Here is a 24,410-nt window from a genome sequence, read left to right as displayed (position 1 = left end):
CGTACGTTGGCTCACCTGACCCTTGCGCCATCCTGCGGGGAAGCTTTGACCTCCTTTCCATTTCCGTAACCGTACGAGTACAGCTCGAAGTGTTTTAGTGGCAGACTTCGGGACTTGAAGACGGTTGGGGAGGCTGGCGAACGTGAGCGCGGGAGAGCCCGGATCGGTGGTGCGACGCATGCTGCTCGGCTCGCAACTCAGGCGACTGCGCGAGTCTCGCGGCATCACACGTGAGGCCGCGGGGTACTCGATCCGCGCCTCGGAGTCGAAGATCAGCCGGATGGAGCTGGGCCGGGTGAGCTTCAAGACACGGGATGTGGAAGACCTGTTGACGTTGTACGGCATCACTGACGAGGCGGAGCGCGAGTCGCTGCTCTCCCTGGCCAGGGAGGCGAACGTGGCCGGCTGGTGGCACAGCTACTCCGACGTGCTGCCCAACTGGTTCCCCACCTACGTGGGCCTGGAGGGCGCGGCATCCCTCATCCGGGTGTACGAGGTGCAGTTCGTGCACGGGCTGCTCCAGACCGAGGAGTACGCACGGGCGGTCGTGCAGCGCGGTATGAAAGGGGCGAGCGTCGCCGACGTGGAGCGGCGCGTCGCGCTGCGCCTGGAGCGGCAGAAGTACCTCGTCTCCGAGAACGCGCCCGACCTCCACATCATCCTGGACGAGGCCGCCCTGCGCCGCCCGTACGGCGACCGGGAGGTGATGCGCGGCCAGCTCCAGCACCTGATCGAGATCTCCGAGCGGCCCAACGTGCGGCTCCAGATCGTGCCGTTCAGCCTCGGCGGGCACTCCGGTGAGAGCGGCGCCTTCACCATCCTCAGCTTCCCCGAGTCCGATCTGTCCGACGTGGTCTATCTGGAGCAGCTCACCAGCGCGCTGTATCTGGACAAGCGCGAGGACGTCACCCAGTACGAGCACGCGCTCAAGGAGTTGCAGCAGGACAGCCCGGGTCCGGACGAGAGCCGTGATCTGCTGCGGGGGTTGCTCCAACTGTCCTGATTCCGCCCCGTCCGCCCGCGCGGCACGCGACCTCCGCGCGGATTCCTGTCCCCACGCGCCACCCCAACTCACAACCAACACAGATACGATGACGTGTGATCAGTGTCATCCGACCGTGAACGTGAACAGACCGTGAAGTTGATTGGGTGTCTGACCGGCTGCTCCGGCAGCGAGGGGATCGAGGGATCACATGTCGTCCTACTTCACCGACCTGGCCCAGCAGTACATCGACGGTGAGTGGCGTCCGGGCACCGGTGCCTGGGACGTCATCGACCTCGATCCGTACGACGACACGAAGCTGGCCTCGATCACCGTGGCCACCGTCGACGAGGTCGACCAGGCGTACCGGGCCGCGGCGCGGGCCCAGAAGCAGTGGGCCGAGACCAATCCGTACACCCGGCGCGGGGTCTTCGAGCGGGCGCTCCGGCTGATCGAGGACCGGGAGCAGGAGATTGCCGACCTGATCATCGCGGAGCTGGGCGGCACGCGGGTGAAGGCGGGCTTCGAACTGCACCTCGCCAAGGAGTTCCTGCGCGAGGCGGTCCACCTGGCGCTGAGCCCCGGGGGGCGGATCCTGCCCTCGCCGGGCGACGGCAAGGAGAACCGCCTGTACCGGATCCCGGTGGGCGTGGTGGGTGTGATCAGCCCGTTCAACTTCCCGTTCCTGCTGTCGCTCAAATCGGTGGCCCCGGCGCTCGCCCTGGGCAACGGCGTGGTGCTCAAGCCGCACCAGAACACGCCGATCGCCGGCGGCACCCTGCTCGCGAAGATCTTCGAGGAGGCGGGGCTGCCGGGCGGTCTGTTCAACGTCGTCATCACCGACATAGCGGAGATAGGCGACGCCTTCATCGAGCACCCGGTGCCGAAGGTCATCTCCTTCACCGGTTCCGACAAGGTCGGCCGGCACGTCGCCTCCGTCTGCGCCGCGAACTTCAAGCGCTCGGTGCTCGAACTGGGCGGCAACAGCGCGCTGGTGGTCCTGGACGACGCCGACCTCGACTACGCCGTCGACGCGGCGGTCTTCAGCCGGTTCGTCCACCAGGGCCAGGTCTGCATGGCCGCGAACCGGGTCCTCGTGGACCGCTCCGTCGCCGACGAGTTCACCGAGAAGTTCGTCGCCAAGGTCAGGACGCTCAAGGTCGGCGACCCGCGTGACCCGCAGACCGTCATCGGCCCGGTGATCAACTCCACCCAGGCGACCGCCATGTCCGGCGCCGTCGAGCAGGCCCTCGCCGAGGGCGCCACGGCCCTGGTGCGCGGCACCGTCACCGGCAACCTGGTCGAGCCCAGCGTGCTCACCGGCCTCCCCGCCGACTCGGCCCTGCTCCAGCAGGAGATCTTCGGCCCGGTCGTCTTCCTCGTGTCCTTCGACGGCGAGGAGGAGGCGGTCCGGATCGTCAACGACACCCCGTACGGCCTCAGCGGCGCCGTGCACACCGGCGACATCGAGCGCGGTGTGGCGTTCGCCAAGCGGATCGACACCGGCATGTTCCACGTGAACGACGGCACCGTGCACGACGAGCCGATCGTGCCCTTCGGCGGCGAGAAGCACTCGGGCCTCGGCCGGCTGAACGGCGAGACGACGGCGGACGCCTTCACCACCCTGAAGTGGATCTCGGTGCAGCACGGCAGGAGCCGGTTCCCGTTCTGAGTCCGTGACCCCGCAACTGCTCCAGATGCCTTCCAATTTCCAAGCGTGCCCGTTCGCGTCGGGGCGGGCATGTACTCCGCTCGGAAAGCGGAAGGATGGGTGTTATCGGCCGCGTGGGCGAGACTGCTGACCTGCTCCGCCCGGTGAGTATCCGTTGTATCCGTTGTTTTGTTGCGGGGGTGGAGTCCTTGTCCCTCGCCGTTGGTTATAGGGATTCTGTTCCGCCAGTAGTTGTGCCGGAAGTCCTGAGGGTATGCGCCGGGTGGTCAATTGGGCTGTGTCCGCATCCCGATAATCCAAAGCAGTTCTCACGTATTCGTAGAATGTGGTCCCGTAAGCTATCCACACGTCAGCAGCTTCACGATGCAGGTTCTTGGCGCTTTCGTAAGTGCCCCAACGCAACCGCGAGTTCTGGTCGCGATGATATTCCGTCCGGGCGTCCTGGACTGTACGTCCGGTCTCGATGAAATCTCGCAGCGTGGCCAGTGCAGAGTCCCTCGCTGCTTCCATTTCTTCATTCATGGGATGATCGCGGAAGTGTTGCCTCCAGCCGCGCTGCTCGTTGCTCCTGAAAAGCTGGTTGAGGTAGGCCAAGGCGCCTCGCTGATGCTGGGTGTAATAGCGTGACGTCTCGTAAGCGCTGGTATCGCCGAAATAGTCGCCACCGCTGGGATCGCTGGGGGAAGGACTCATGTGTGCTGACTTCTTCTTTTCTGACGCCGACGGAGATCGTGGAGTGCCGGACGCGCCGCCCGAATTCGGCCCGTCAGCTCCCCGTGACCCTTGCGTGGGGGACAACGTGTCGGCGAGGCGGGCCGGTTCAACTCACGGATCAGGAGTGGAAGTCGGCGTTCATGCCCACCACCGGACCCGAACCGCAGGATCATTTTCGGAAGAGAGGCGAGTGACGCCTCAGACAGCAGGGCTTGCCCTCCGGGACCGTCCAGGGAAGCAGTCGCGTCGGCCGGGTGATGCCGTCCTTCATGCCGACACCCTCACGCCGTGGATCACGCGCGGCCCGCGCGATGCGGCGCCGTGCAGTGGGGGCGAGGGCGTCATGGCGGGGACGCTCCGTCCCTGACCGTCGCGCGGTTCACGCCGGGCAATAACCTGGATCACATGTCAGCGATCCGTCTCCTCGTGCTGGGCGCGGTCCGCCAGCACGGGCGGGCCCACGGCTACCAGGTGCGCAACGACCTGGAGTACTGGGGCGCGCACGAGTGGTCCAACGCCAAGCCCGGCTCGATCTACCACGCCCTGAAGCAGATGGCCAAGCAGGGGCTGCTGCTCGCGCACGAGATCGCGCCGTCCACGGCCGGCGGCCCGCCGCGCACCGAGTACGAGATCACCGAGGCGGGCACCGAGGAGTACTTCTCGCTGCTGCGGACCTACCTCACGGCCTACGACCAGCGGCCGGACGTGCTCACCGCGGCCCTGGGCTTCATGGTCGACCTCCGTCGCGAGGAGGCCCTCGACCTGCTGGAGGAGCGGGTGCGGGCCATCGAGGCGTGGCGCAGGACCGTCGTCGAGCACTACACGCCCGAGGACGGTCCGGGCCAGTTCGGCCACATCGGCGAGATCATGAACCTCTGGGTGCACACCGCCGACACGGGCGCCGAGTGGACCCGCGGGCTGATCGAGCGGGTCCAGGGCGGGGCCTACACGTTCGCCGGGGAGGGCGAGCCGTTCGTGGGCGTCCTCGTCGACGGGCAGGAGAACCCGTACGCCACGACCGAGCGGCATCCGGACGACACGCGCTGAAGCACGCCGCCGAGAGCGCTCCGAGCGCCGCGGCGGGCGCTCGCGGAATGCAGTAATCAAGTTTGACTAATGGCTGCGTCGGGCGCTACCGTCTCCGGCGCATTAGTAGTCAAGTTTGACTAGAAGGGGTGGGTAGCGCGGTGACCGGAACGGCGATCACTGTCGAAGGCGCACGCAAGAAATACGGCAGTAAACACGCACTGGACGGACTCGACCTCGTCGTCGGCCGCGGCACCGTGCACGGCGTGCTCGGCCCCAACGGGGCGGGCAAGACGACCCTCGTCCGGGTCCTGTCCACCCTGTTGCGGCCGGACGCCGGACGCGTCGAGGTGGCCGGGTACGACGTGCGGACCCAGGCGCAGGAGGTCCGGCACCGCATCGGCCTGCTCGGTCAGCACGCGGCGCTCGACGAGGAGTTGGGCGGGCACCAGAACCTGGAGATGTTCGGCCGCCTCCACCACCTGGGCGCCCGGCACGCGCGCGTACGGGCCGGCGAACTCCTGGAGCGCTTCGGGCTCGCCGACACCGGGCACAAGGCCGTCAAGCGGTACAGCGGCGGAATGCGGCGCCGCCTCGACCTCGCCGCGTCGCTGATCGTCGACCCGGAGGTGCTCTTCCTGGACGAGCCGACCACCGGGCTCGACCCGCGTGGCCGGACCGAGGTCTGGGCCGCCGTACGGTCCCTGACCGGCGGCGGCACCACGGTCCTGCTCACCACCCAGTACCTGGAGGAGGCCGACCAGCTCGCCGACCGGATCTCGGTCGTCGACCACGGCCGGGTCGTCGCCGACGGCACCGCCGACGAACTGAAGACGCTGACCGGCGGCGACCGGATCGACGTCGTGCTGCGCGACGCGGGCCAACTGGACGCCGCGCTGGCCCTGTTGCCGCCGCGGGGCGCCGACGTCACCGTCGACAAGGACCGCCGACTGCTCAGCGTCCAGGTCACCGACCGGATGGCCGCGCTCTCCGGGGTCGTACGAGCCCTGGAGACCTCCGGCATCGAGGTGGCGGACATCGCGCTGCGCCGGCCGACCCTGGACGAGGTGTTCCTGCACCTGACGGGACGCGAGAACCGTACGGACCGGACGAAGGAGACAGTGTGAGCAGCCACGCCCTGGCCGACTCCTGGACCATGACCCGCCGTGAACTCGCCCACTGGGCACGGCAGCCCGGACAACTGGTCGTCGCCCTGCTCTTCCCGGTGATGCTGCTGCTCATGTTCGGCTATCTGGTCGGCGGCGGCCGGGGCGTACGCGGCGACTACGTCGACTATCTGGTGCCCGGCATGCTCGCCCTCACCATGGCCTTCGGCCTGGAGGGCACGATGCTCGCCGTCACCCAGGACCTCGACAAGGGGGTCATCGACCGCTTCCGCGCCATGCCGATGGCCAACGGAGCGGTGCTGGTGGGCCGTTCGGCCGCCGACATGCTCCAGTCGGCGGCGGGCCTCGTGCTGATGGCCGTGGTGGCGTACGCGCTGGGCTGGCGGCCGCACGGCGGGCCGGGGTCCCTGCTCGCGGTCCTCGGCCTGCTGCTCCTCTTCCGCTTCGCGATGCTGTGGATCGGCATCCACCTGGCCCTGGTCGCTGGCAGACCGGAACTGGTGCAGGCCGTGCAGATCCTCGTCTGGCCGGTCGGCTTCCTCTCCAACGCCTTCGCCACCCCGGAGGCCATGCCCGGCTGGCTGGGCACGGCCGTGCAGTGGAACCCGCTGTCCCACACGGCCACCGCCGTACGGGAACTCCTCGGCGGCCCGGCCGGCGCACCCGGCCACACCCTGCCGGCGGTGCTCTGGCCACTCGCCCTGCTCGCGGTGTTCTTCCCCCTGGCGATCCACAGATTCACCCGCCTCAGCCACTGAGCCCCCTTAAGGGGCGCGAGGAACTGCGCGACCAGCCCCGACGCACCCGCGGACGACCGACGTGCCCCGCCCCTGACCGCCCGCCTCATCACCGACACGCTCCGGACTCCGGCGGGGCAGGCGCCCCTATAGGGGCGCGGGGAACTGCGCGACCAGCCACGACGCACTCGCGGAGAGCCGACGACGTAACTCGGCCCTCCCCAGCGGAGCGCCACCGCGGGGAACTGCGCGACCAGCCACGACGCACTCGCGGAGAGCCGACGACGTAACGCGGCTTTCCCCAGCGGAGCGCCACCGCGGGGAACTGCGCGACCAGCCACGACGCACCCGCGGAGAGCCGACGACGTAACTCGGCCCTCCCCAGCGGAGCGCTCCGCTCAGTGATGGAAACCCGTAGCCGCCACCTTGTCCCGCGTCAGCGGATGCGGCTGCCGGCGCAGTTCCGGCAGGAGGCGGCCCAGCTCCTCGACGAACAGGTCGGCGAGGTCGGTCGAGAACCCGTTGCGGCACACGACCCGCAGGACGGACAGGTCCTCCCGGTGCGGCGGGAAGGTGTAGGCGGGCACCAGCCAGCCACCCTCGCGCAGCCGCCGGGAGACGTCGAAGACGTCGAACGACGTCACGTCGGCGGCCGTGGTGAAGGCGAACACCGGCAACTCGTCGCCCCGGGTCAGCAGCCGGAAGTCACCGAACGCCTCGATCCGTTCGGCGAGCGCGCGCGCCACGTCCCGGGTGGACTGCTGCACCGCCTGGTAGCCCTCGCGGCCCAGCCGCAGGAACGTGTAGTACTGCGCGACCACCTGCGCACCGGGCCGGGAGAAGTTCAGCGCGTAGGTCGGCATGTCGCCGCCGAGGTAGTTGACCCGGAAGACCAGTTCCTCGGGCAGCGCCTCCTGGTCCCGCCACAGCGCCCAGCCGACACCGGGGTAGACCAGGCCGTACTTGTGCCCCGAGGTGTTGATGGAGGCCACCCGCGGCAGGCGGAAGTCCCACACCAGGTCCTCGTCGAGGAACGGCGCGACCATGGCGCCGGACGCGCCGTCCACGTGCACCGGCACGTCCAGGCCGGTCCGCTCCTGGAGGGCGTCCAGGGCCGCGCACAGGTCGGCGATCGGCTCGTACGACCCGTCGAAGGTGGACCCGAGGATCCCGACGACCCCGATGGTGTTCTCGTCGCACAGCTCGGCCGCCGCCTGCGGGTCGAGGTGGAACCGTTCGCCCTCCATCGGGACCTGGCGGGCCTCGACCTCCCAGAAGGTGCAGAATTTCTCCCAGCAGACCTGGACGTTCACCCCCATGACGAGATTGGGGCGCACCCCACTGGACGGGTAGCGGTCGGCGTTGCGCTGCATCCACCGCCGCTTGAGCGCCATGCCGGCCAGCATGCACGCCTCGCTGGAACCGGTCGTCGAACAGCCCACGGCGGCCGACGGGTCCGGCGCGTTCCACAGAGCGGCGAGCATCGCCACGCAGCGCCGCTCCAGTTCGGCCGTGCGCGGATACTCGTCCTTGTCGATCATGTTCTTGTCCTGGCACTCGGACATCAGGACCCCGGCCTGCGGCTCCATCCAGGTGGTGACGAAGGTGGCCAGGTTGAGCCGGGAGTTGCCGTCCAGCATCAGTTCGTCGTGCACCAGCTGGTACGCCGTCGACGGAGCCAGCGGTTCGTTCGGCAGCCGGTTGGTGGGCGGGGCCTGGGTCATGCCGCCGACCGGATTGGCCTCCCCGAAGAACGGGTTGACGGACAGCCGCCCGTGTTCGTGTTTCTGCGGACCTTTGTGCAGTGCCATGGAGGCGTGCCTTCCTGGAGGGTCGGTACGGGCTCACGATAGACGGACGTAAGTTAAATAAATGGACATAAGTGGGTGAATATCCCGAAGGGGTCCGCGGCCATGCGCTTGCACCTCACGCCGCGTGAGGCGGCACCGTGGAGCGCGTACCGAGAGAAGGAGCGGAATTGAGCTACTCCGTGGGGCAGGTCGCCGGATTCGCCGGATTCGCCGGAGTCACCGTGCGGGCCCTGCACCACTACGACGAGATCGGCCTGCTGGTGCCGGGCGGACGCAGCCACGCGGGCCACCGGCGTTACAGCGACGCCGACCTCGACCGGTTGCAGCAGATCCTGTTCTACCGGGAGCTCGGCTTCCCGCTCGACGAGGTCGCGGTCCTGCTCGACGACCCGGACGCGGACCCGCGCGCGCACCTGCGCCGCCAGCACGAGTTGCTGACCGCCCGGATCGAGAAGTTGCAGCGGATGGCCGAGGCCGTGGAGCACGCCATGGAGGCACGCAGGATGGGCATCAACCTCACACCACAGGAGCGGTTCGAGGTCTTCGGCGACAAGGATCCCGAGCAGTACGCGGAGGAGACGGAGGCACGCTGGGGCGACACGGAGGCGTACGCCGAGTCGCAGCGCCGCGCCGCCCGCTACACCAAGGAGGACTGGAAGCGGCTCCAGGCCGAGGCCGACGACTGGAGCGAGCGGTACGCGGCGCTGGTGGACGCGGGCGCCGACCCGGCCGGCGAGCCGGCCATGGACTTGGCCGAGGCGCACCGGCAGCACATCTCGACGTGGTTCTACGAGTGCGCCTACGCCATGCACCGCTGTCTCGGCGAGATGTACGTGGCCGACGAACGCTTCAAGTCCTTCTACGACTCCGTGCGGCCGGGCCTGGCCGAGCACCTGCGGGCCGCGATCGACGCGAACGCGGCCCGGCACGGCACACCCGCCGACCAGGCGCTCAGGCCCTGTCGATGATCACCGCCGTCCCGTACGCGCAGACCTCGGTCCCCGCGTCGGCCGCCTCGGTCACATCGAACCGGAAGGCCAGGACGGCGTTGGCGCCACGCGCGCGTGCCTGCTCGACGAGCCGGTCCATGGCCTGGGCGCGGGTCTGCACGAGTGTCTTGGTCAGTCCCTTCAGTTCACCGCCGATCATCGACTTCAGACCGGCGCCGATCTGACTGCCCAGGTGCCGGGAGCGCACGGTCAGCCCGAAGACCTCACCGATGACCTCGCGCACCCGGTACCCGGGAACGTCGTTCGTCGTGACGACCAGCACATCGGGCTGGGGTCCCTGGCCACCGCCGTATTCATCGATACTCATGGCCCACAGCTTTACCCATGGCCCACAGCTTTGTCCCAGCCGGCCCACAGTGCATCCTGGAGCCACCGGTGGAACCTGGGGCGTGCACATCGCGTTGATAGCGTTGTGCGGTCGTACCTGGACGCCACCGCCATCCTCACTCCTCAGGAGCCCGGAACCGTGATGCCGCTTGCCCTCGGCCCGAGCTGGCTGGACCCCAATTACCTGCTGGACACCTACAGCGTCTGGGGTCTGCTGCTCGTCGTCTTCGCCGAGTCCGGACTGCTCATCGGCTTCTTCCTGCCCGGTGACTCGCTGCTGTTCACGGCCGGACTGCTGATCACCTCGGGCCAGCTGGACTTCCCGTTGTGGGGCGCCATCGCCCTCATCTGCGTCGCCGCGATCCTCGGTGACCAGGCGGGCTACATGTTCGGCAAGAAGGTCGGCCCGAGCCTCTTCAACCGCCCGGACTCCCGTCTCTTCAAGCAGGAGAACGTCGCCAAAGCGCACGAGTTCTTCGAGAAGTACGGCCCGAAGTCCCTGATCCTGGCCCGCTTCGTGCCCGTCGTGCGCACGTTCACGCCGATCATCGCGGGCGTCAGTGGCATGAAGTACCGCTCGTTCCTGACCTTCAACGTCATCGGCGGCGTCCTGTGGGGCGCGGGCGTGACCCTGCTCGGCTCCTGGCTCGGCAAGATCGAGTTCGTCAACAAGAACATCGAGGCGATCCTGATCCTGATCGTCCTCGTCTCGGTGGTTCCGCTCATCATCGAGTTCCTGCGCGCCCGCGCGAAGAGCAGGAAGAACCCGCCCGCCGAGCAGACCGCCGCGCAGCCCTTCCAGCAGCAGCCCCCGGCCGGGGACGACGCCACGACCCAGCTGCGCCGCATCGAGCCGGCCTACGGTCAGCAGCCTCAGCAGCCTCAGCAGTCTTACGGCCGGCAGCCGCAGCAGCCTTATGGTCAGCAGCCCTATGGCCAGCAGCCTCAGCAGCCCTATGGCCAGCAGCCTCAGCAGCGACCCCGGCCCCGGCCGCAGTCCCACCCCCAGCAGGCGCAGCCGCAGCAGCCCCAGGACCCGTACGGCGGCTGGAACCAGGGCCAGGACGGCCGGGGTTACGACAACCAGGGGTACGGCGGTCAGGGCTACGGCGAGCAGGGTTACGACAACCAGGGCCACGGCGGTCAGGGCTACGGCGAGCAGGGTCACGACAACCAGGGCCACGGCGGGCAGGGGTACGGCCAGCAGGGTCACGACAACGGGGGATACGGCGGCGGGCAGTACCCGTACGACTCCCGCCAGGGCGACCACCGCCCCTGAGCGACGCAACGGCCGGCAACGCAACGCCCGGCAACGCAACGCCCGGCAACGCAACGGCCGATGACGCAGAGGCCGGCGACGCAACGGCCCCTCGGCGCAAGCGGGTCAGAAACCCCTGGTCCGCTTGGCCGCCCGCCGCTTCCGGGCGGAGCCGACCCGGAGGAACAACCGCGAGATCTCCGACCCGAGGTTGACCCCGATCGCGATGGCCATGGCGAGGGACACGGCCTTCGCCAGCGACACCAGCCCCTTGTCGATCTCGTTCTGCGCGATGGACAGCAGCCCGAAGTAGGTGGCCGAGCCCGGCAGCAGCGGCCCGATCGCGGCCGTCGTGTACGGCAGCGCGGACGCGAACCGGTAGCGCGACAGCAACTGCCCGAAGAGGCCCACCAGACCCGCCGCCACCGCCGTGGAGGCGACCGGTGAGATGCCGCCGACGTCGTGCATGGCGCCGTACACCGCCCAGGCGACGCCCCCGTTGAGGGTGACGGCCAGCACGGTGGATCGTTCCTGCTGGAGCAGCACGGCGAAGGTCAGCGACAGCAGCATCGACGCGGCGATCTGGAGCAGCGGCCGGCCCTCGATGTTCACCGCCGCCTCGGGGTTGAGCCGACCGCCCAGCTTCACCCCGAAATACAGGATCGTCAGCACCCCGATGACGATGCCGGTGAAGAAGTACATGACCTCCAGCAGGCGCGCGGACGCGGTGATGTAGAAGCCGGTCAGACCGTCCTGCACGCCCGCCACCAGCGCCCGCCCCGGCAGCAGCGCGAACAGTCCACCGGTGATCACGGCCGACGCCCGTACGTCGGCGTGCGCCAGGGTGAGCGCCACCCCGATCGCGGCCGGCGGCGTCGCGGCCACCGTGAACTGGTAGAACTCCGGCAGCCCGCGCCCCGCGCACAGCCAGGCGAGCCGGTCGCCGAGCATCGCGCCCAGCGCGGCGGCGAAGAACACGACGAGATCGCCGCCGACCAGGACCGAGGCGGCACCGGCCAGCAGTCCGCTCGCCGAGGTCAGCGCCCAGCCGGGGTACGGGTGCCGGTTGCGGCGGATCTCCGCGAGCCGCCCGTACGCCTCCTCCAGGGAGATGTGGGTCTCCGGGTCGGTCAGGTCGTCCACGAGCCGGAAGACGGCCGCCAGGCGCGTGTAGTCGGTGCCGCGCCTGCGGACCGTCCGCGAGGCCATCACCGGGTCCTCCACCAGCGACGGCTGGTGCGAGATCGACAGCAGGGTGAAGGTGACGCTGGGCTCGCACCGGTCGAGCCCGTAGGACCGGCAGACCGCGAACATCGCGGCCTCCACGTCCTCGGCGTTCTCACCGCCCGCCAGCAGCAGCTCGCCGATGCGCAGGGTCAGGTCGAGCACGCGCGGCACGGCCGGGCCGCCCTCCTCCGCCTTCTGCACCAGCTCCGGCGCCGGGCGGTCGGCCACCGGCATGCGCAGCATCGTGCGCATCCGGTCCTGCCAGGGCGCGTCCTTGGTCAGGCTGACGGCCGGGACGCCGGCGGGCGGGGTGAACGAGGAGAGGCGGTGCTGGGGGCTGTGGCCGCTGGGCGGGGTGAACGCCGAACCCTCCGGTTCGGCGCCCGACGGGTGCGGCGCGTCGAGACCCTCCGGCACGGAGAACTCGGAGGTGGTGTCGGACTCACCGCAGGTCCGGGGGACCGCGAGTCCCTCGGGAACGGTGAATTCCGAGGTCAGCTCGGGGTCGTACCTCGCCTCGTCCGAGCGGGGCTTGCGGTCTGCTGCCTCCGTCACTCCTCAACGCCCCCTGAACGGCTACGTCCCCCGGACGACGACACTCTCGGGAAGGTCCTGGAAGATTCTGGGAGACGGCGCTCCCGAACGACAACCTCCGAACGCCCCAGTATGCGCGGGGACGCACCGACGGGCCGTACGCGCACGCGTACGGCCCGTCCGTGGAGCAGTGGCTCAGTGACCGCCCTGCTCCTTGAAGCGCTTGTAGGACCGCTCGATCTCCGCCTCGGCGTCCGTACGGCCCACCCAGTTGGCGCCCTCGACCGACTTGCCGGGCTCCAGGTCCTTGTAGACCTCGAAGAAGTGCTGGATCTCCAGGCGGTCGAACTCGGACACGTGGTGGATGTCGCGCAGGTGCTCCACGCGCGGGTCGGTGGCCGGCACGCACAGCAGCTTGTCGTCGCCGCCCGCCTCGTCCGTCATGCGGAACATGCCGATCGCGCGGCAGCGGATCAGGCAGCCCGGGAAGGTCGGCTCCTCCAGGATGACCAGCGCGTCCAGCGGGTCGCCGTCCTCGCCGAGGGTGTTCTCGACGAAGCCGTAGTCGGCCGGGTAGGCGGTCGAGGTGAAGAGACGACGGTCCAGGCGGATACGACCGGTCTCGTGGTCCACCTCGTACTTGTTCCGCGAACCCTTCGGGATCTCGATCGTGACGTCGAACTCCACCGGTGGCTCCTCCATGATCAGCACATAGTTCTGGTGGTTAAGTGTCCCTCACGCAGCTGTGTGATCGCGAAAGGGGCTGGTGGTCATGCCAGAGCTGAGGCATTGGCGTGCCGCGAGGCCGCACCTGGTGCGGGTCACGAACGCCGTACGACTGCGTCTGGCAGGGTTCGCGGCGACCGTCCGGCCACGGGTCGCGCGGCTCGTTCGGGCCGTGGAACCGCAGCTCGCGCGGCTCGTTCGGGCCGTGGAACCACAGCTCGCGCGGATCCCCGGGCCCCGGACCGCGCGGACCTGGCAGTACACCGCGGGCGCCGCCACCGCCGGGCTGGCACTGGCCGCCGGGGTGGTGACGGCCGCCGGCCCCTGGGACGCCACGGGTCAGCGTACGGCCGAGCGGGACCGGGCCGCCGCCCTCGGGCGGGCAGGTGGCACAGATCACGGTGCCGACTCCGGCACCGTCGCGCCGCCCCGCCCCGCCCCGAGCGCGGCCCCCGTGCTGACGGGTCTCGGCGGCACCGCGCGGGCCGCGGACGCCGCCCGCGGGGGAAAGTCCCTCGCGGACGTCCTCGGCCCGCTGCTGGACGTCCCGGCGCTCGGCGACGCGCACGCCGCTGTGGTCGTCGACGTGGCGTCCGGCGAACATCTGTACGACACCGCCGGGGGCGAACCGCTGACCCCCGCCTCCACCACGAAGATCGCCACGGCGGTCGCCGCCCTCTCCGCCCTCGGCCCGGACCACCGCCTGACCACCCGCACCGTCCTGGAGCCCGGCACCGACCGGCTCGTCCTGGTCGGCGGCGGCGACCCCACCCTCACCGCCCGCACGGAGACCGGCGGCTGGGCCAGCCTGCGCACGCTCGCCACCGACACCGCGAAGGCGCTGCGCGCCCGCGGCGTCCGCAAGGTCACGCTGGCCTACGACAGCACCCTGTACGCGGGCTCCGACCTGCACCCCATCGGCGTCAACGACAACCTCGCCCGCGTCGACGCCCTGATGACCGACGAGGGCCGCACCGACGGCTCGACGAGCGGCCCGGCGCCCCGGGTGCCCGATCCCGCGTCGGCCGCGGCCCGCACCTTCGCCGGTCTCCTGGCGGACGCCGGCGTGCGAACGACCGCGCCCGCCCCGGCCAAGGCCGAGGGCGGCGTCGCCACCCTCGCCACCGTCTCCTCACCGCCCCTGTCCGACCTGGTCGAACGCATGCTGACCAACAGCGACAACGATCTCGGCGAGGCCCTGGCCCGGCAGACCGCCGTCGCCACCGGTGTCCGCGCCGACTTCGCCGGCGGCGGGCGGGCCATCGCCGCCCAGTTGACGAAGCTGGGCCTGCCGACGGCGGGCGCCGCGTTCCACGACGGCAGCGGCCTCAACCGCGACGACCGGCTGACGGCGGACCTCCTCACCGCCCTCCTGGCCAAGGCCGCCTCCCCGGCCCGCCCCGACCTGCGCCCGGTCCTCACCGGCCTTCCCGTGGCCGGCTTCTCCGGCACCCTCAGCGACCGCTACAAGAACGCCGCGGCGGGCCTCGTACGGGCCAAGACGGGCACCCTGACGGGCGTGAACGCGCTGGCCGGAACCGTGGTCGACCGGGACGGCCGACTGCTGGCCTTCGCTTTCCTCGCATCGAACACGACAAACCCGACCGAGGCCCAGACAGCCCTGGACACGACGGCCACGGCCCTGACGAACTGATCACACCGGCCTGGGACGAGCACCCCCTGTGAGCGCCGCGGGTGACGCGCCCCTGCAAGAAGAGGCGGGGGAACCGCGCGCTCAACCACGACGCACCCGCACCTGCCCACGACCATGCGCACCCCCTGCCCCCATCGCACCCCCTCACCCGTCCCACTTCCGTACCCGTCCCACTTCCGTACCCGTCCCACTCCCGTACCCGTCCCACTCCCGTACCCGTCCCACTCCCGTACCCGACCCACTCCCGCGCCCCTGCCCCCATCGCACCCCACACCCAGCGGAGCGCCCTCGTACGGCCTGCCCCAAGTGGTAACGCTCACGTACCGTTGACGCATGACGAGCATCGGCGGTGCCGCTTCTTCTGGGATGGTCGACTGGAATCTCGCGGTCGCGACCGCGACCCGGCTCGTACGGCCGGGCCCCGAGGTGAGCCGCGACGAGGCCCGCGCCGTCGTCGCGGAACTGCGCCGGCACGCGAAGGCGTCGGAGGAGCACGTCCGCGGCTTCACCCGGATGGGCGGCGAGGACATCCACGACACCCCCGTCCTCGTCGTCGACCGCCCCGGCTGGATCCGGGCGAACGTCGCCGGGTTCCGGGAGATCCTGCGGCCGCTGCTCGACAAGATGCAGGAGCGGCGCGGCGGCACGCCGGGCGGCGCGGTCCTCGGCGCCGTCGGCGGCAAGGTCACCGGCGTCGAACTCGGCATGCTGCTGTCCTTCCTCTCCTCCCGCGTCCTCGGCCAGTACGAGACCTTCGCCCCGGCCACCCGGGACCTCCCGGCGGGCGAGAACGGCGGCGGCCGGCTGCTGCTGGTCGCGCCGAACATCGTCCACGTCGAGCGCGAACTCGACGTCCAGCCGCACGACTTCCGGCTGTGGGTGTGCCTGCACGAGGAGACGCACCGCACGCAGTTCTCCGCGGTGCCCTGGCTGCGCGACCACCTGGAGGGCGAGATCCAGGCGTTCCTCGCGGAGACCGACGTCGACCCCATGACCGTCCTGGAACGCATCCGCGAGGCCGCCCAGTCGCTGGCCGGCGGGCGCCCCGAGGCGGAGGAGGCCGACGGCGGCCGGTCCTTCGTGGAACTGGTGCAGACCCCCGCCCAGCGGGAGATCCTGGGCCGGCTCACCGCCGTCATGTCGCTGCTGGAGGGCCACGCCGACTTCGTGATGGACGGGGTCGGTCCGGACGTCGTGGCGAGCGTCGCCGAGATCCGCGAGAAGTTCCAGCAGCGCCGGGCCAAGGGCGCCTCCCGGCTGGACATGGCCCTGCGCAAGCTGCTCGGCCTGGATGCCAAACTCAGGCAGTACCGGGACGGCGAGCGGTTCGTACGAGCCGTCGTCGAGCAGGTCGGCATGGACGGCTTCAACCGTGTGTGGACGTCCCCGAACACCCTGCCCACCAAGGCGGAGATCGCCAAACCGGCGGACTGGGTCACACGGGTGCACGGCAGGACGGAGTCGTGAACGGCACGCGGGCGTCGTGAAACCGATCCGGTCCACGGCAGGCGAACGCCCCTTCAATCACCCGTCCGAGGGACCGTGTGCCATGGGTAGGCGTGCAATGCTCGGGGAACGGCCCGTTTCTGTCACCATCTACACACTCTGAGTGACCGGCATCGGGCTCACCCCCCGAAAACTTCATGAAGGGAACCGGACATGGGTCCCCATCCTGCGGTCGCGGCGATACGCCTGGCGGTCCGCCGCGTCCTGACCGACCTCCTCGCCCACGACACCCCCGCATCCCCCGCACCCCCCGCATCCCCGGCGGCCGGGCATCGGCGCGCGGTCCCGCGCGGCGGCGTCCGCGGCGCCGTGTACGAGCGTTCCCCGTCCCCGCTCGTACTCGTGGCGTGCTCCGGCGGCGCCGACTCCATGGCACTCGCCTCCGCACTCGCCTTCGAAGCCCCCAAACTCGGCATCCGCGCCGGCGGCATCACCGTCGACCACGGCCTCCAGCAGGGCTCCGACGCCCGCGCCGGCGAGGTCGTGCTGCGGCTGCGGGAACTCGGTCTCGAACCGGTCGAGTCCATCAGCGTGCGGGTCGGCCGCTCGGGCGGCCCGGAAGCAGCCGCCCGCGACGCCCGCTACGCCGCCCTCGACGCCGCAGCCGACCGCCACGGCGCCCTCGCGATCCTGCTCGGCCACACCCGTGACGACCAGGCCGAAACCGTCCTGCTCGGCCTCGCCAGGGGCTCCGGCATCCGCTCCCTGTCCGGCATGGCCGCGGTCTCGGGGGCCGGCGGCCGTTACCGGCGCCCGTTCCTCCACCTCGACCGGCAGACGGCCCGCAAGGCGTGCATGGTCCAGTCCCTGCCGGTCTGGGACGACCCCCACAACGCGGATCCGGCGTACACCCGCTCCCGGCTCCGCCACGAGGGACTGCCCGCGCTGGAGAAGGCGCTCGGCAAGGGCGTCGTGGAGGCGCTGGCCCGCACCGCGCAACTGTCCCGCGACGACGCCGACGCCCTCGACACCTGGGCCAGCCAGGCCGAGACCGCCGTACGCGACGCCACCGGCCTCCTGGAGTGCGCCAAACTGTGCGCGCTGCCGTCCGCCGTGCGCCGCCGCGTCCTGCGCCGTGCCGCCATCGAGGCGGGCGCTCCGGCCGGCTCGCTGTTCGCCCGGCACATCGAGGAGGTCGACCGGCTGATCACCGGCTGGCGCGGCCAGGGAGCCATCAACCTCCCGGGCAAAGTCGTCGCCCAGAGGCAGGGTGGCAGACTGGTCATCCGGCAAGCCTGAAACCCACCTCTCCGCGCGGAGGGACCGGACGGGCCGGGGCCGTAACTGCGGGACGACCGAAAGTGATGCGGGTGGACGCGAACGACATGGGTGCCGACCTCCAGCAGGTGCTCATCAGCAAAGAAGAGATCGACGCGAAGCTGGTCGAACTGGCCGCGAAGATCGACGCGGAGTACGCGGGCAAGGACCTGTTGATCGTCGGTGTCCTCAAGGGGGCCGTGATGGTCATGGCGGACCTCGCCCGTGCGCTGTCCACCCCCGTCACCATGGACTGGATGGCCGTGTCCTCCTACGGCGCGGGCACCCAGTCCTCCGGTGTGGTGCGGATCCTCAAGGACCTCGACACCGACATCAAGGGCAAGCACGTCCTCATCGTCGAGGACATCATCGACTCCGGCCTGACCCTGTCCTGGCTGATCTCGAACCTCGGTTCCCGCGAGCCCGCCACCCTCAAGGTGTGCACGCTGCTGCGCAAGCCCGAGGCCGCGAAGGTCGCCATCGACGTGGAGTGGGTCGGGTTCGACATTCCCAACGAGTTCGTGGTCGGCTACGGACTCGACTACGCCGAGAAGTACCGCAACCTCCCGTTCGTCGGTACGCTCGCGCCTCACGTCTACGGCGGCTGAACCCATCGGGTACAGGCCCGTGGCACGACCGGGAACCCCAGCGGGTCTCGCGCCGTTGGAGCATGCAGAGACGGGATTGCCAGCCGTCCGTGCGCCTTCGGGCAACAATGCTGGGGTACCGTCAGAAGAACTGTCTTATCAAACTCACTATGGCAGGAGGGACGGGGCGAAACCGCTCCGTATGGATGGACGTGAAGCGATACTTCCGTGGGCCGGTCATGTGGATCGTGCTGGCCGTCCTTGCCGTGGTCGTGTTGATGCAGGTCGTCGGCTCGTCCGGCGGCTACAAGACGGTGGACACCGGCCAGGTCGTGGCGGCGATCAACGACAACAGGGTGGAGTCGGCCAAACTCACCACCGGTGACGAACAGAGCATCAAGGTCACCCTCAAGGACGGCCAGAAGGTCGACGGCAGCTCGAAGATCCAGGCGAGCTACATCGGCGACCAGGGCGTGACCATCGCGGACACGCTGCAGACCAAGTACCAGGCCAAGCAGATCCCGGACGGCTACACCGTGTCGCCGTCCAAGCAGAACCCGTTCGTCGGCGTCCTGCTCTCGCTGCTGCCCTTCGTCCTGATCGTGGTCGTCTTCCTGTTCCTGATGAACCAGATGCAGGGCGGCGGCTCCCGGGTCATGAACTTCGGGAAGTCGAAGGCCAAGCTCATCACCAAGGACACGCCCAAGACGACCTTCTCGGACGTCGCGGGCTCGGACGAGGCCGTCGAGGAACTCCAGGAGATCAAGGAGTTCCTTCAGGAGCCGGCCAAGTTCCAGGCCGTCGGCGCCAAGATCCCCAAGGGCGTGCTGCTGTACGGCCCGCCCGGCACGGGCAAGACCCTGCTCGCGCGCGCCGTGGCCGGCGAGGCAGGGGTCCCCTTCTACTCGATCTCGGGTTCCGACTTCGTCGAGATGTTCGTCGGTGTCGGTGCCTCCCGGGTCCGTGACCTGTTCGAGCAGGCGAAGGCCAACGCCCCGGCGATCGTCTTCGTCGACGAGATCGACGCCGTCGGCCGCCACCGCGGTGCCGGCCTGGGCGGCGGTCACGACGAGCGCGAGCAGACGCTGAACCAGCTGCTCGTCGAGATGGACGGCTTCGACGTCAAGGGCGGCGTGATCCTCATCGCCGCGACGAACCGTCCGGACATCCTCGACCCGGCGCTGCTGCGCCCCGGCCGTTTCGACCGTCAGATCGCGGTCGACCGCCCGGACATGCAGGGCCGTCTGGAGATCCTCAAGGTCCACCAGAAGGGCAAGCCGGTCGCCCCGGACGTCGACCTCTCGGCCGTCGCCCGTCGCACCCCCGGCTTCACCGGCGCCGACCTGTCGAACGTGCTGAACGAGGCGGCGCTGCTCACGGCCCGCAGCGACCGGAAGCTGATCGACAACCAGATGCTGGACGAGGCGATCGACCGGGTGGTCGCGGGCCCGCAGAAGCGGACCCGGATCATGTCGGACAAGGAGAAGAAGATCACCGCGTACCACGAGGGCGGACACGCCCTGGTCGCGGCGGCCTCCCCGAACTCCGACCCGGTGCACAAGATCACCATCCTGTCCCGCGGCCGGGCCCTCGGCTACACGATGGTGCTCCCCGACGAGGACAAGTACTCCACGACCCGCAACGAGATGCTGGACCAGCTCGCCTACATGCTGGGCGGTCGCGCGGCCGAGGAACTGGTCTTCCACGACCCGACCACGGGCGCCGCGAACGACATCGAGAAGGCCACCACCACGGCCCGCGCGATGGTCACGCAGTACGGCATGACCGAGCGTCTCGGCGCGATCAAGTTCGGCGGCGACAACACCGAGCCGTTCCTCGGACGTGAGATGGCTCACCAGCGCGACTACTCGGAAGAGGTCGCCGCTCTGGTGGACGAGGAAGTCAAGAAGCTCATCGAGAACGCGCACAACGAAGCCTGGGAGATCCTGGTCGAGAACCGCGACGTCCTCGACAACCTCGTCCTGGCCCTCCTGGAGAAGGAGACCCTGGGCAAGGAGGAGATCGCCGAGATCTTCGCGCCGATCGTCAAGCGCCCGCCGCGGCCCGCCTGGACCGGTTCCTCCCGGCGTACGCCGTCCACCCGCCCGCCGGTGCTCTCCCCCAAGGAGCTGGCACTGACCAACGGTGCGAACGGCTCGACGCCGGCGATCAGCACGGCCAAGTCCACGGCGGCGGAGTCCGCCCCGGTGGTCGAGCCGTCGCCGGAGGACCGCCCGGAGAGCTGACCCACCGGTGTGGCCATGGCCACACCGGTCCGGGATGAATGCCGCGCCCCCCAGGGTTCTAGCCTTGGGGGGCGCGGCATTTCGGTTATGTCGGCGTGTGAGCTACAGGAACGAGGCACCCAATGACCGATCCCGTGACCCTGGACGGCGAGGGCACCATCGGTGAGTTCGACGAGAAGCGCGCCGAGAACGCCGTACGCGAGCTCCTGATCGCGGTCGGCGAGGACCCGGACCGCGAGGGGCTGAGGGAGACACCGGCGCGGGTGGCGCGGGCCTACCGGGAGTTGTTGGCAGGGCTGCGGCAGGAGCCGGAGGACGTCCTGACGACGACGTTCGACCTGGGTCACGACGAGATGGTCCTGGTGAAGGACATCGAGATCGTGTCGCTGTGCGAGCACCATCTGCTGCCGTTCCACGGTGTGGCGCACGTCGGATACATCCCGGCCGAGACCGGTAAGATCACCGGCTTGTCGAAGCTGGCGCGTCTGGTGGAGGTGTTCGCCCGCCGGCTACAGGTGCAGGAACGACTCACCACGCAGATCGCCGACTCCCTGGTGCGGATCCTGGAGGCCCGGGGCGTGATCGTCGTCATCGAGGCCGAGCACATGTGCATGTCCGTGCGCGGCATCCGCAAGCCCGGTGCCAGGACCACGACGTCGGCCGTGCGCGGGCAGCTCAGGGACGCCACGACGCGCGCCGAGGCGATGAGCCTGATACTGGCGCGCTGACCGGTCCGCGAGCCGTCAGGCCACCGGCTGCGCTCCCGGGTGGTCGTTGTCGTCGTCGTCCTCGGGGAGCTTGCAGACGCGCTCCAGGAACAGGGCGGCCGCTATCACCGCGATTCCGGCCAGGACGCAGAAACCGGCGTAGAACGCCTGGTCGCGGCGGGCCGGGATGTCGAGGATCTCCAGGAGGAACACACCCGTGCCGCCGTACATGCCGGCGACGAGGGCGGCGACCAGGGCACTGGCCTGGCCGAAGACGACCGCGCGGGCGGCCATCAGGGGGTCGACGCCCTTGGCGCCGGGACGGCGCTCCCGCTGGGCCCGGAGCCGGGCGCGCAGCGACAGCGCCGTGGACAGCAGGACCACCGCGATCAGGGCGAGGACGATGGGCGCGGCCAGCGGGACGCTGGGGAGCGTCCCCACCGAGTTCCACAGCCGGGCGCCTGCCCAGGACAGCACTCCGGCGATGAAGAACACGCCGACCAGCATCCTGATGCGCAGCTCTTTCACGGTGTTTGTTCAGCTCCCCCGCACGGTGGTCGTGGGCGGCCACTTCCAGCGTGTCCGTCCCGTGGTCGTCTCGACCTTAACGACTACTCCGGCAATCGGAGTTCCAGGTCCGCGCGGGCTTCCACGCCGCTGCGGGTGACGGTGCCGAGCAGGTCGGCGACGGCGCCGCGGCCGGGGAGTTGGGCGTCGGGGTCCAGATCGTGCCAGGGCGCCAGCACGAAGGCGCGTTCGTGCGCGCGCGGGTGGGGGAGGGTGAGCTGCGGGTCGGCGGAGACGAAGTCGGCGTACGACACGATGTCCACGTCGAGGGTGCGCGGTCCCCAGTGTTCGTCCCGCACCCGGTTGAACGCCTCCTCGACCGCGTGCGCCCGCTCCAGCAGGGAGGACGGCGGCAGGGTGGTCCGCAGCACCACCACCGCGTTGAAGTACGAGGGCTGGCTGCCGGGCGCCACGCCCCACGGCTCCGTCTCGTACACCGGGGAGACCGCCTTGATGCGGACGCCCGGGGTGTCCTCCAGGGCGTCGATGGCGCCCTGGAGGGTCTCCAGCCGGTTGCCGAGGTTGGAGCCGAGGGAGAGCACGGCGCGTTTGGGATTCTGCAAGGTGGTGTCGGCGGCGTCGACCTTCTCGACGACGGAGGCGGGCACCGGCTGGACGGTCGGGTCGCTCGGACCCTGCGTGAAGGATGCGGTCATACTCGGCTCCGGGTGATGGTGACGGTCACGTCGTCGAAGGGAACCGTGATCGGCGCGTCCGGCTTGTGGACGCAGACCTCGACCTCCTCGACCCCTTCGTGCTTCAGGCAGGTCCGGGCGATGCGCTCGGCGAGGGTCTCGATGAGATCCACCGGGTCGCCCTCGACCACGGCGACGACCTCCTCGGCGACGATGCCGTAGTGCACGGTCTTCGTCAGGTCGTCGTCGGCAGCGGCCGGCCGGGTGTCCAGGCCCAGGACGAGGTCGACGACGAAGGGCTGGCCCTTCTCGCGTTCCTCGGGGAAGACACCGTGGTGCCCGCGGGCCTTGAGGCCGCGCAACGCGACACGATCCACGCGAATCACTCCTGCAATCGTCGGGACGGCCGATTCGTACCGAGAGCGGGCGGCGCACCGGCCTCAGACGAATCTACCTGCGGGCACTGACAGCACCGGGTCACGGGGGTGTGCGCCCGGCCGGGTACCGGGAGGTTTCACCACGTGTTTCCCTGGGGGAACCCGGCGGCTCACAGGCCGGTGGCCGACCTGCTCGCCGGTCTGTGGTCCCAGCCACTTCCCGGTGCCTGGCAGGCGCCTACCCGCTCAGGCCGGAGAGTCGTCGTCCTCGTCCTCATTGTTTTCGGTCAGAACCGGGGAGGCGTGGTGCGACCAGAGCTTCCAGCCGTCGGATGTGCGGTGGAACACGTTCGTGGCGACGACGAGCTGGCCGACCAGCGGGCCCAGCTCCGCGCCGGCCTCGGGGGCCGGTCCGCCGCTGAGGATGTTCTCGGTACAGGTCACCAGGGCGGTGTCACCGGTGACGGAGACGTGCACATCGGTGAGGAAGAACTGGATGTAGTCGGTGTTCGCCATGATCAGCGCGTACGACCTCAGGACCTCGCCGCGGCCGGTGAGCACCGGCCAGCCGGGGTGCACGCAGGACATCACGCCGGTGTCCGCCGGATCGTGGTACTCCTCGTCGACGCCCAGGTCGGCCGGGTCGAGCCAGAGCGAGGACAGCTTCTCGAAGTCACCCTCCTCCATCGCCTCGTAGTAGGCGGTGTTGGCCAGCTCGACCTGTTCGACGTCCGTACGGGCGGCGCTCACCGGCTTTCTCCGGTGCCGTGTGCGGGGCCCGAGACCGGCGTGCCGTGCGCCGGGTGCTCCGGGGCGCGCGCCTCCTGCACGGCTCGCGCCACGCGTACCGCGTCCGCCGTGGCGCGCACCTCGTGGACGCGCACGGCCCAGGCGCCGGCCTGCGCGGCGAGCGCGGAGACGGCGGCGGTGGCGGCGTCGCGCTCCCGGGCGGGCGGCGGCGCGCCCTCCGGGCCGGCCAGGACCCGGCCGAGGAACCGCTTGCGGGAGGCGGCGACGAGCAGCGGGTGGCCCAGGGTGAGCAGGCGGTCGAGGTGGGCGAGGAGGGTGAGGTCGTGCCCGGCCTCCTTGGAGAAGCCGAGTCCGGGGTCGACGACGACTCGGTCGGCGGCGATGCCGCCCGCCAGGACCGCCTCCACGCGCGCGTGCAGTTCGTCGACGACTTCGGTGACGACGTCCTCGTACACGCCCTGGACGGTGCTGCCTTCCAGGAAGCCGCGCCAGTGCATGACGACGAAGGGGGCGCCCGCCTCGGCCACCACCGGGATCATCGCGGGGTCGGCGAGACCGCCGCTGACGTCGTTGACGAGGACGGCGCCGGCCGCGAGGGACTGCGCGGCGACCGAGGCGCGCATGGTGTCGACGGAGACGACGACGCCCTCGGCGGCGAGGCCGCGGACGACGGGGACGACCCGCCTCAGCTCCTCGGACTCGTCGACGCGGGTGGCACCGGGGCGGGTGGACTCGCCGCCGACGTCGACCAGGTCGGCTCCCTCGGCGACGAGGTCGAGGCCGTGTTTGACGGCGGCGGACGTGTCGAAGAAGCGGCCGCCGTCGGAGAAGGAGTCGGGGGTCACGTTCACGACGCCCATGACCGCGCAGCGGTCCCATGCCGGAAGGCCCGCCACTCGGCCGCGGCCGGTCAGGTAGTTCATACGCTCAGCGTAGGCCCCGGGCGGGACGGGCAGAGTGCCCGGCCCGGCGC

The 24,410-nt window shown here is 70.1% G+C and carries 22 protein-coding genes; 13 read left to right on the top strand and 9 right to left on the bottom strand.

Going from position 1 to position 24,410, the window contains the following annotated elements:
* Nucleotides 1–178 precede the first annotated feature (178 nt).
* The 5 genes from ACFC09_RS34525 to ACFC09_RS34505 all read left to right on the top strand — a co-directional run bounded on the left by ACFC09_RS34525 (nt 179) and on the right by ACFC09_RS34505 (nt 6,279).
* A complete protein-coding gene (locus tag ACFC09_RS34525; RefSeq protein ID WP_376534973.1) occupies nt 179–1,003 on the top strand; it encodes a helix-turn-helix domain-containing protein in 825 nt (274 codons plus the stop codon).
* Nucleotides 1,004–1,193: 190 nt separating this feature from the next.
* Nucleotides 1,194–2,654 (top strand): aldehyde dehydrogenase family protein, encoded by a 1,461-nt coding sequence (locus ACFC09_RS34520; protein WP_376534907.1) that lies wholly within the window; start codon nt 1,194–1,196, stop codon nt 2,652–2,654.
* Between the two features lie 1,119 nt (nt 2,655–3,773).
* On the top strand, nt 3,774–4,415 hold the full coding sequence (locus tag ACFC09_RS34515) for a PadR family transcriptional regulator (protein ID WP_376534905.1): 642 nt from the start codon (nt 3,774–3,776) through the stop codon (nt 4,413–4,415).
* A 140-nt stretch (nt 4,416–4,555) separates the two neighbouring features.
* Entirely contained in the window at nt 4,556–5,521 is a 966-nt protein-coding gene (locus ACFC09_RS34510; protein WP_376534903.1) for an ATP-binding cassette domain-containing protein, read from the top strand.
* Entirely contained in the window at nt 5,518–6,279 is a 762-nt protein-coding gene (locus ACFC09_RS34505; protein ID WP_376534901.1) for an ABC transporter permease, read from the top strand. Before ACFC09_RS34510 ends, ACFC09_RS34505 begins: the two co-directional genes overlap by 4 nt.
* A 377-nt stretch (nt 6,280–6,656) precedes the next feature.
* Here ACFC09_RS34505 and ACFC09_RS34500 read toward each other — a convergent pair whose 3' ends face one another.
* A complete protein-coding gene (locus ACFC09_RS34500) occupies nt 6,657–8,069 on the bottom strand; it encodes a glutamate decarboxylase (RefSeq protein ID WP_376534899.1) in 1,413 nt (470 codons plus the stop codon).
* A gap of 167 nt (nt 8,070–8,236) precedes the next feature.
* Between ACFC09_RS34500 and ACFC09_RS34495 the strand changes: the two genes are divergently transcribed.
* Entirely contained in the window at nt 8,237–9,037 is an 801-nt protein-coding gene (locus tag ACFC09_RS34495; RefSeq protein ID WP_376534897.1) for a MerR family transcriptional regulator, read from the top strand.
* Here ACFC09_RS34495 and ACFC09_RS34490 read toward each other — a convergent pair.
* Nucleotides 9,021–9,386 carry a YbjQ family protein gene (locus tag ACFC09_RS34490; protein WP_376534895.1) on the bottom strand — a complete coding sequence of 122 codons (366 nt, stop codon included), beginning with the start codon at nt 9,384–9,386 and terminating at the stop codon, nt 9,021–9,023. The genes ACFC09_RS34495 and ACFC09_RS34490 overlap by 17 nt on opposite strands.
* Before the next feature lie 162 nt (nt 9,387–9,548).
* On the opposite strand from ACFC09_RS34490, the gene ACFC09_RS34485 reads away from it, so the two are divergent.
* Nucleotides 9,549–10,685 (top strand): DedA family protein, encoded by a 1,137-nt coding sequence (locus tag ACFC09_RS34485; protein WP_376534971.1) that lies wholly within the window; start codon nt 9,549–9,551, stop codon nt 10,683–10,685.
* A 105-nt stretch (nt 10,686–10,790) separates the two neighbouring features.
* Here ACFC09_RS34485 and ACFC09_RS34480 read toward each other — a convergent pair whose 3' ends face one another.
* Both ACFC09_RS34480 and ACFC09_RS34475 read right to left on the bottom strand, forming a co-directional pair.
* On the bottom strand, nt 10,791–12,446 hold the full coding sequence (locus tag ACFC09_RS34480; protein ID WP_376534893.1) for a threonine/serine exporter ThrE family protein: 1,656 nt from the start codon (nt 12,444–12,446) through the stop codon (nt 10,791–10,793).
* A gap of 174 nt (nt 12,447–12,620) precedes the next feature.
* Nucleotides 12,621–13,112 (bottom strand): inorganic diphosphatase, encoded by a 492-nt coding sequence (locus tag ACFC09_RS34475; protein WP_376534969.1) that lies wholly within the window; start codon nt 13,110–13,112, stop codon nt 12,621–12,623.
* A 79-nt stretch (nt 13,113–13,191) separates the two neighbouring features.
* Here ACFC09_RS34475 and dacB point away from each other — a divergent pair, with 79 nt between their 5' ends.
* From dacB to folE, 6 genes are all read left to right on the top strand, one after another.
* Entirely contained in the window at nt 13,192–14,805 is a 1,614-nt protein-coding gene (gene dacB / locus ACFC09_RS34470; protein ID WP_376534891.1) for a D-alanyl-D-alanine carboxypeptidase/D-alanyl-D-alanine-endopeptidase, read from the top strand.
* Between the two features lie 333 nt (nt 14,806–15,138).
* Complete coding sequence (locus ACFC09_RS34465) at nt 15,139–16,272, top strand: zinc-dependent metalloprotease (protein ID WP_376534889.1); 1,134 nt, start codon at nt 15,139–15,141, stop codon at nt 16,270–16,272.
* A gap of 192 nt (nt 16,273–16,464) precedes the next feature.
* Entirely contained in the window at nt 16,465–17,550 is a 1,086-nt protein-coding gene (tilS, locus tag ACFC09_RS34460; RefSeq protein ID WP_376534887.1) for a tRNA lysidine(34) synthetase TilS, read from the top strand.
* Between the two features lie 65 nt (nt 17,551–17,615).
* Entirely contained in the window at nt 17,616–18,176 is a 561-nt protein-coding gene (gene hpt / locus ACFC09_RS34455; RefSeq protein ID WP_376534885.1) for a hypoxanthine phosphoribosyltransferase, read from the top strand.
* 185 nt (nt 18,177–18,361) lie between these two features.
* Complete coding sequence (gene ftsH / locus ACFC09_RS34450) at nt 18,362–20,401, top strand: ATP-dependent zinc metalloprotease FtsH (RefSeq protein ID WP_376534883.1); 2,040 nt, start codon at nt 18,362–18,364, stop codon at nt 20,399–20,401.
* 122 nt (nt 20,402–20,523) lie between these two features.
* Nucleotides 20,524–21,129: a GTP cyclohydrolase I FolE gene (gene folE, locus ACFC09_RS34445; protein WP_376534881.1), complete on the top strand. Its 606-nt coding sequence runs from the start codon at nt 20,524–20,526 to the stop codon at nt 21,127–21,129.
* A gap of 15 nt (nt 21,130–21,144) precedes the next feature.
* Here folE and ACFC09_RS34440 read toward each other — a convergent pair whose 3' ends face one another.
* From ACFC09_RS34440 to folP, 5 genes are all read right to left on the bottom strand, one after another.
* The gene (locus ACFC09_RS34440; RefSeq protein WP_376534879.1) at nt 21,145–21,636 is read right to left on the bottom strand and encodes a DUF3180 domain-containing protein; all 492 of its coding nucleotides are present in this window, start codon (nt 21,634–21,636) and stop codon (nt 21,145–21,147) included.
* An 83-nt stretch (nt 21,637–21,719) separates the two neighbouring features.
* Nucleotides 21,720–22,331, bottom strand: coding sequence for a 2-amino-4-hydroxy-6-hydroxymethyldihydropteridine diphosphokinase (folK, locus tag ACFC09_RS34435; RefSeq protein ID WP_376534877.1), 612 nt, complete (start codon nt 22,329–22,331; stop codon nt 21,720–21,722).
* Nucleotides 22,328–22,687: a dihydroneopterin aldolase gene (gene folB, locus ACFC09_RS34430; RefSeq protein WP_376534875.1), complete on the bottom strand. Its 360-nt coding sequence runs from the start codon at nt 22,685–22,687 to the stop codon at nt 22,328–22,330. The genes folK and folB overlap by 4 nt, the downstream gene beginning before the upstream one ends.
* Nucleotides 22,688–22,933: 246 nt before the next feature.
* Nucleotides 22,934–23,437, bottom strand: coding sequence for a nuclear transport factor 2 family protein (locus ACFC09_RS34425; RefSeq protein ID WP_376534873.1), 504 nt, complete (start codon nt 23,435–23,437; stop codon nt 22,934–22,936).
* Entirely contained in the window at nt 23,434–24,360 is a 927-nt protein-coding gene (gene folP / locus ACFC09_RS34420) for a dihydropteroate synthase (protein ID WP_376534871.1), read from the bottom strand. The genes ACFC09_RS34425 and folP overlap by 4 nt, the downstream gene beginning before the upstream one ends.
* Nucleotides 24,361–24,410: the final 50 nt, after the last annotated feature.

Source organism: Streptomyces sp. NPDC056161 (genome assembly GCF_042268025.1).
Taxonomy (GTDB): domain Bacteria; phylum Actinomycetota; class Actinomycetes; order Streptomycetales; family Streptomycetaceae; genus Streptomyces.
Note: the sequence above shows the minus strand (reverse complement) of the source record. Positions and strands in the feature narration are given on the sequence as shown.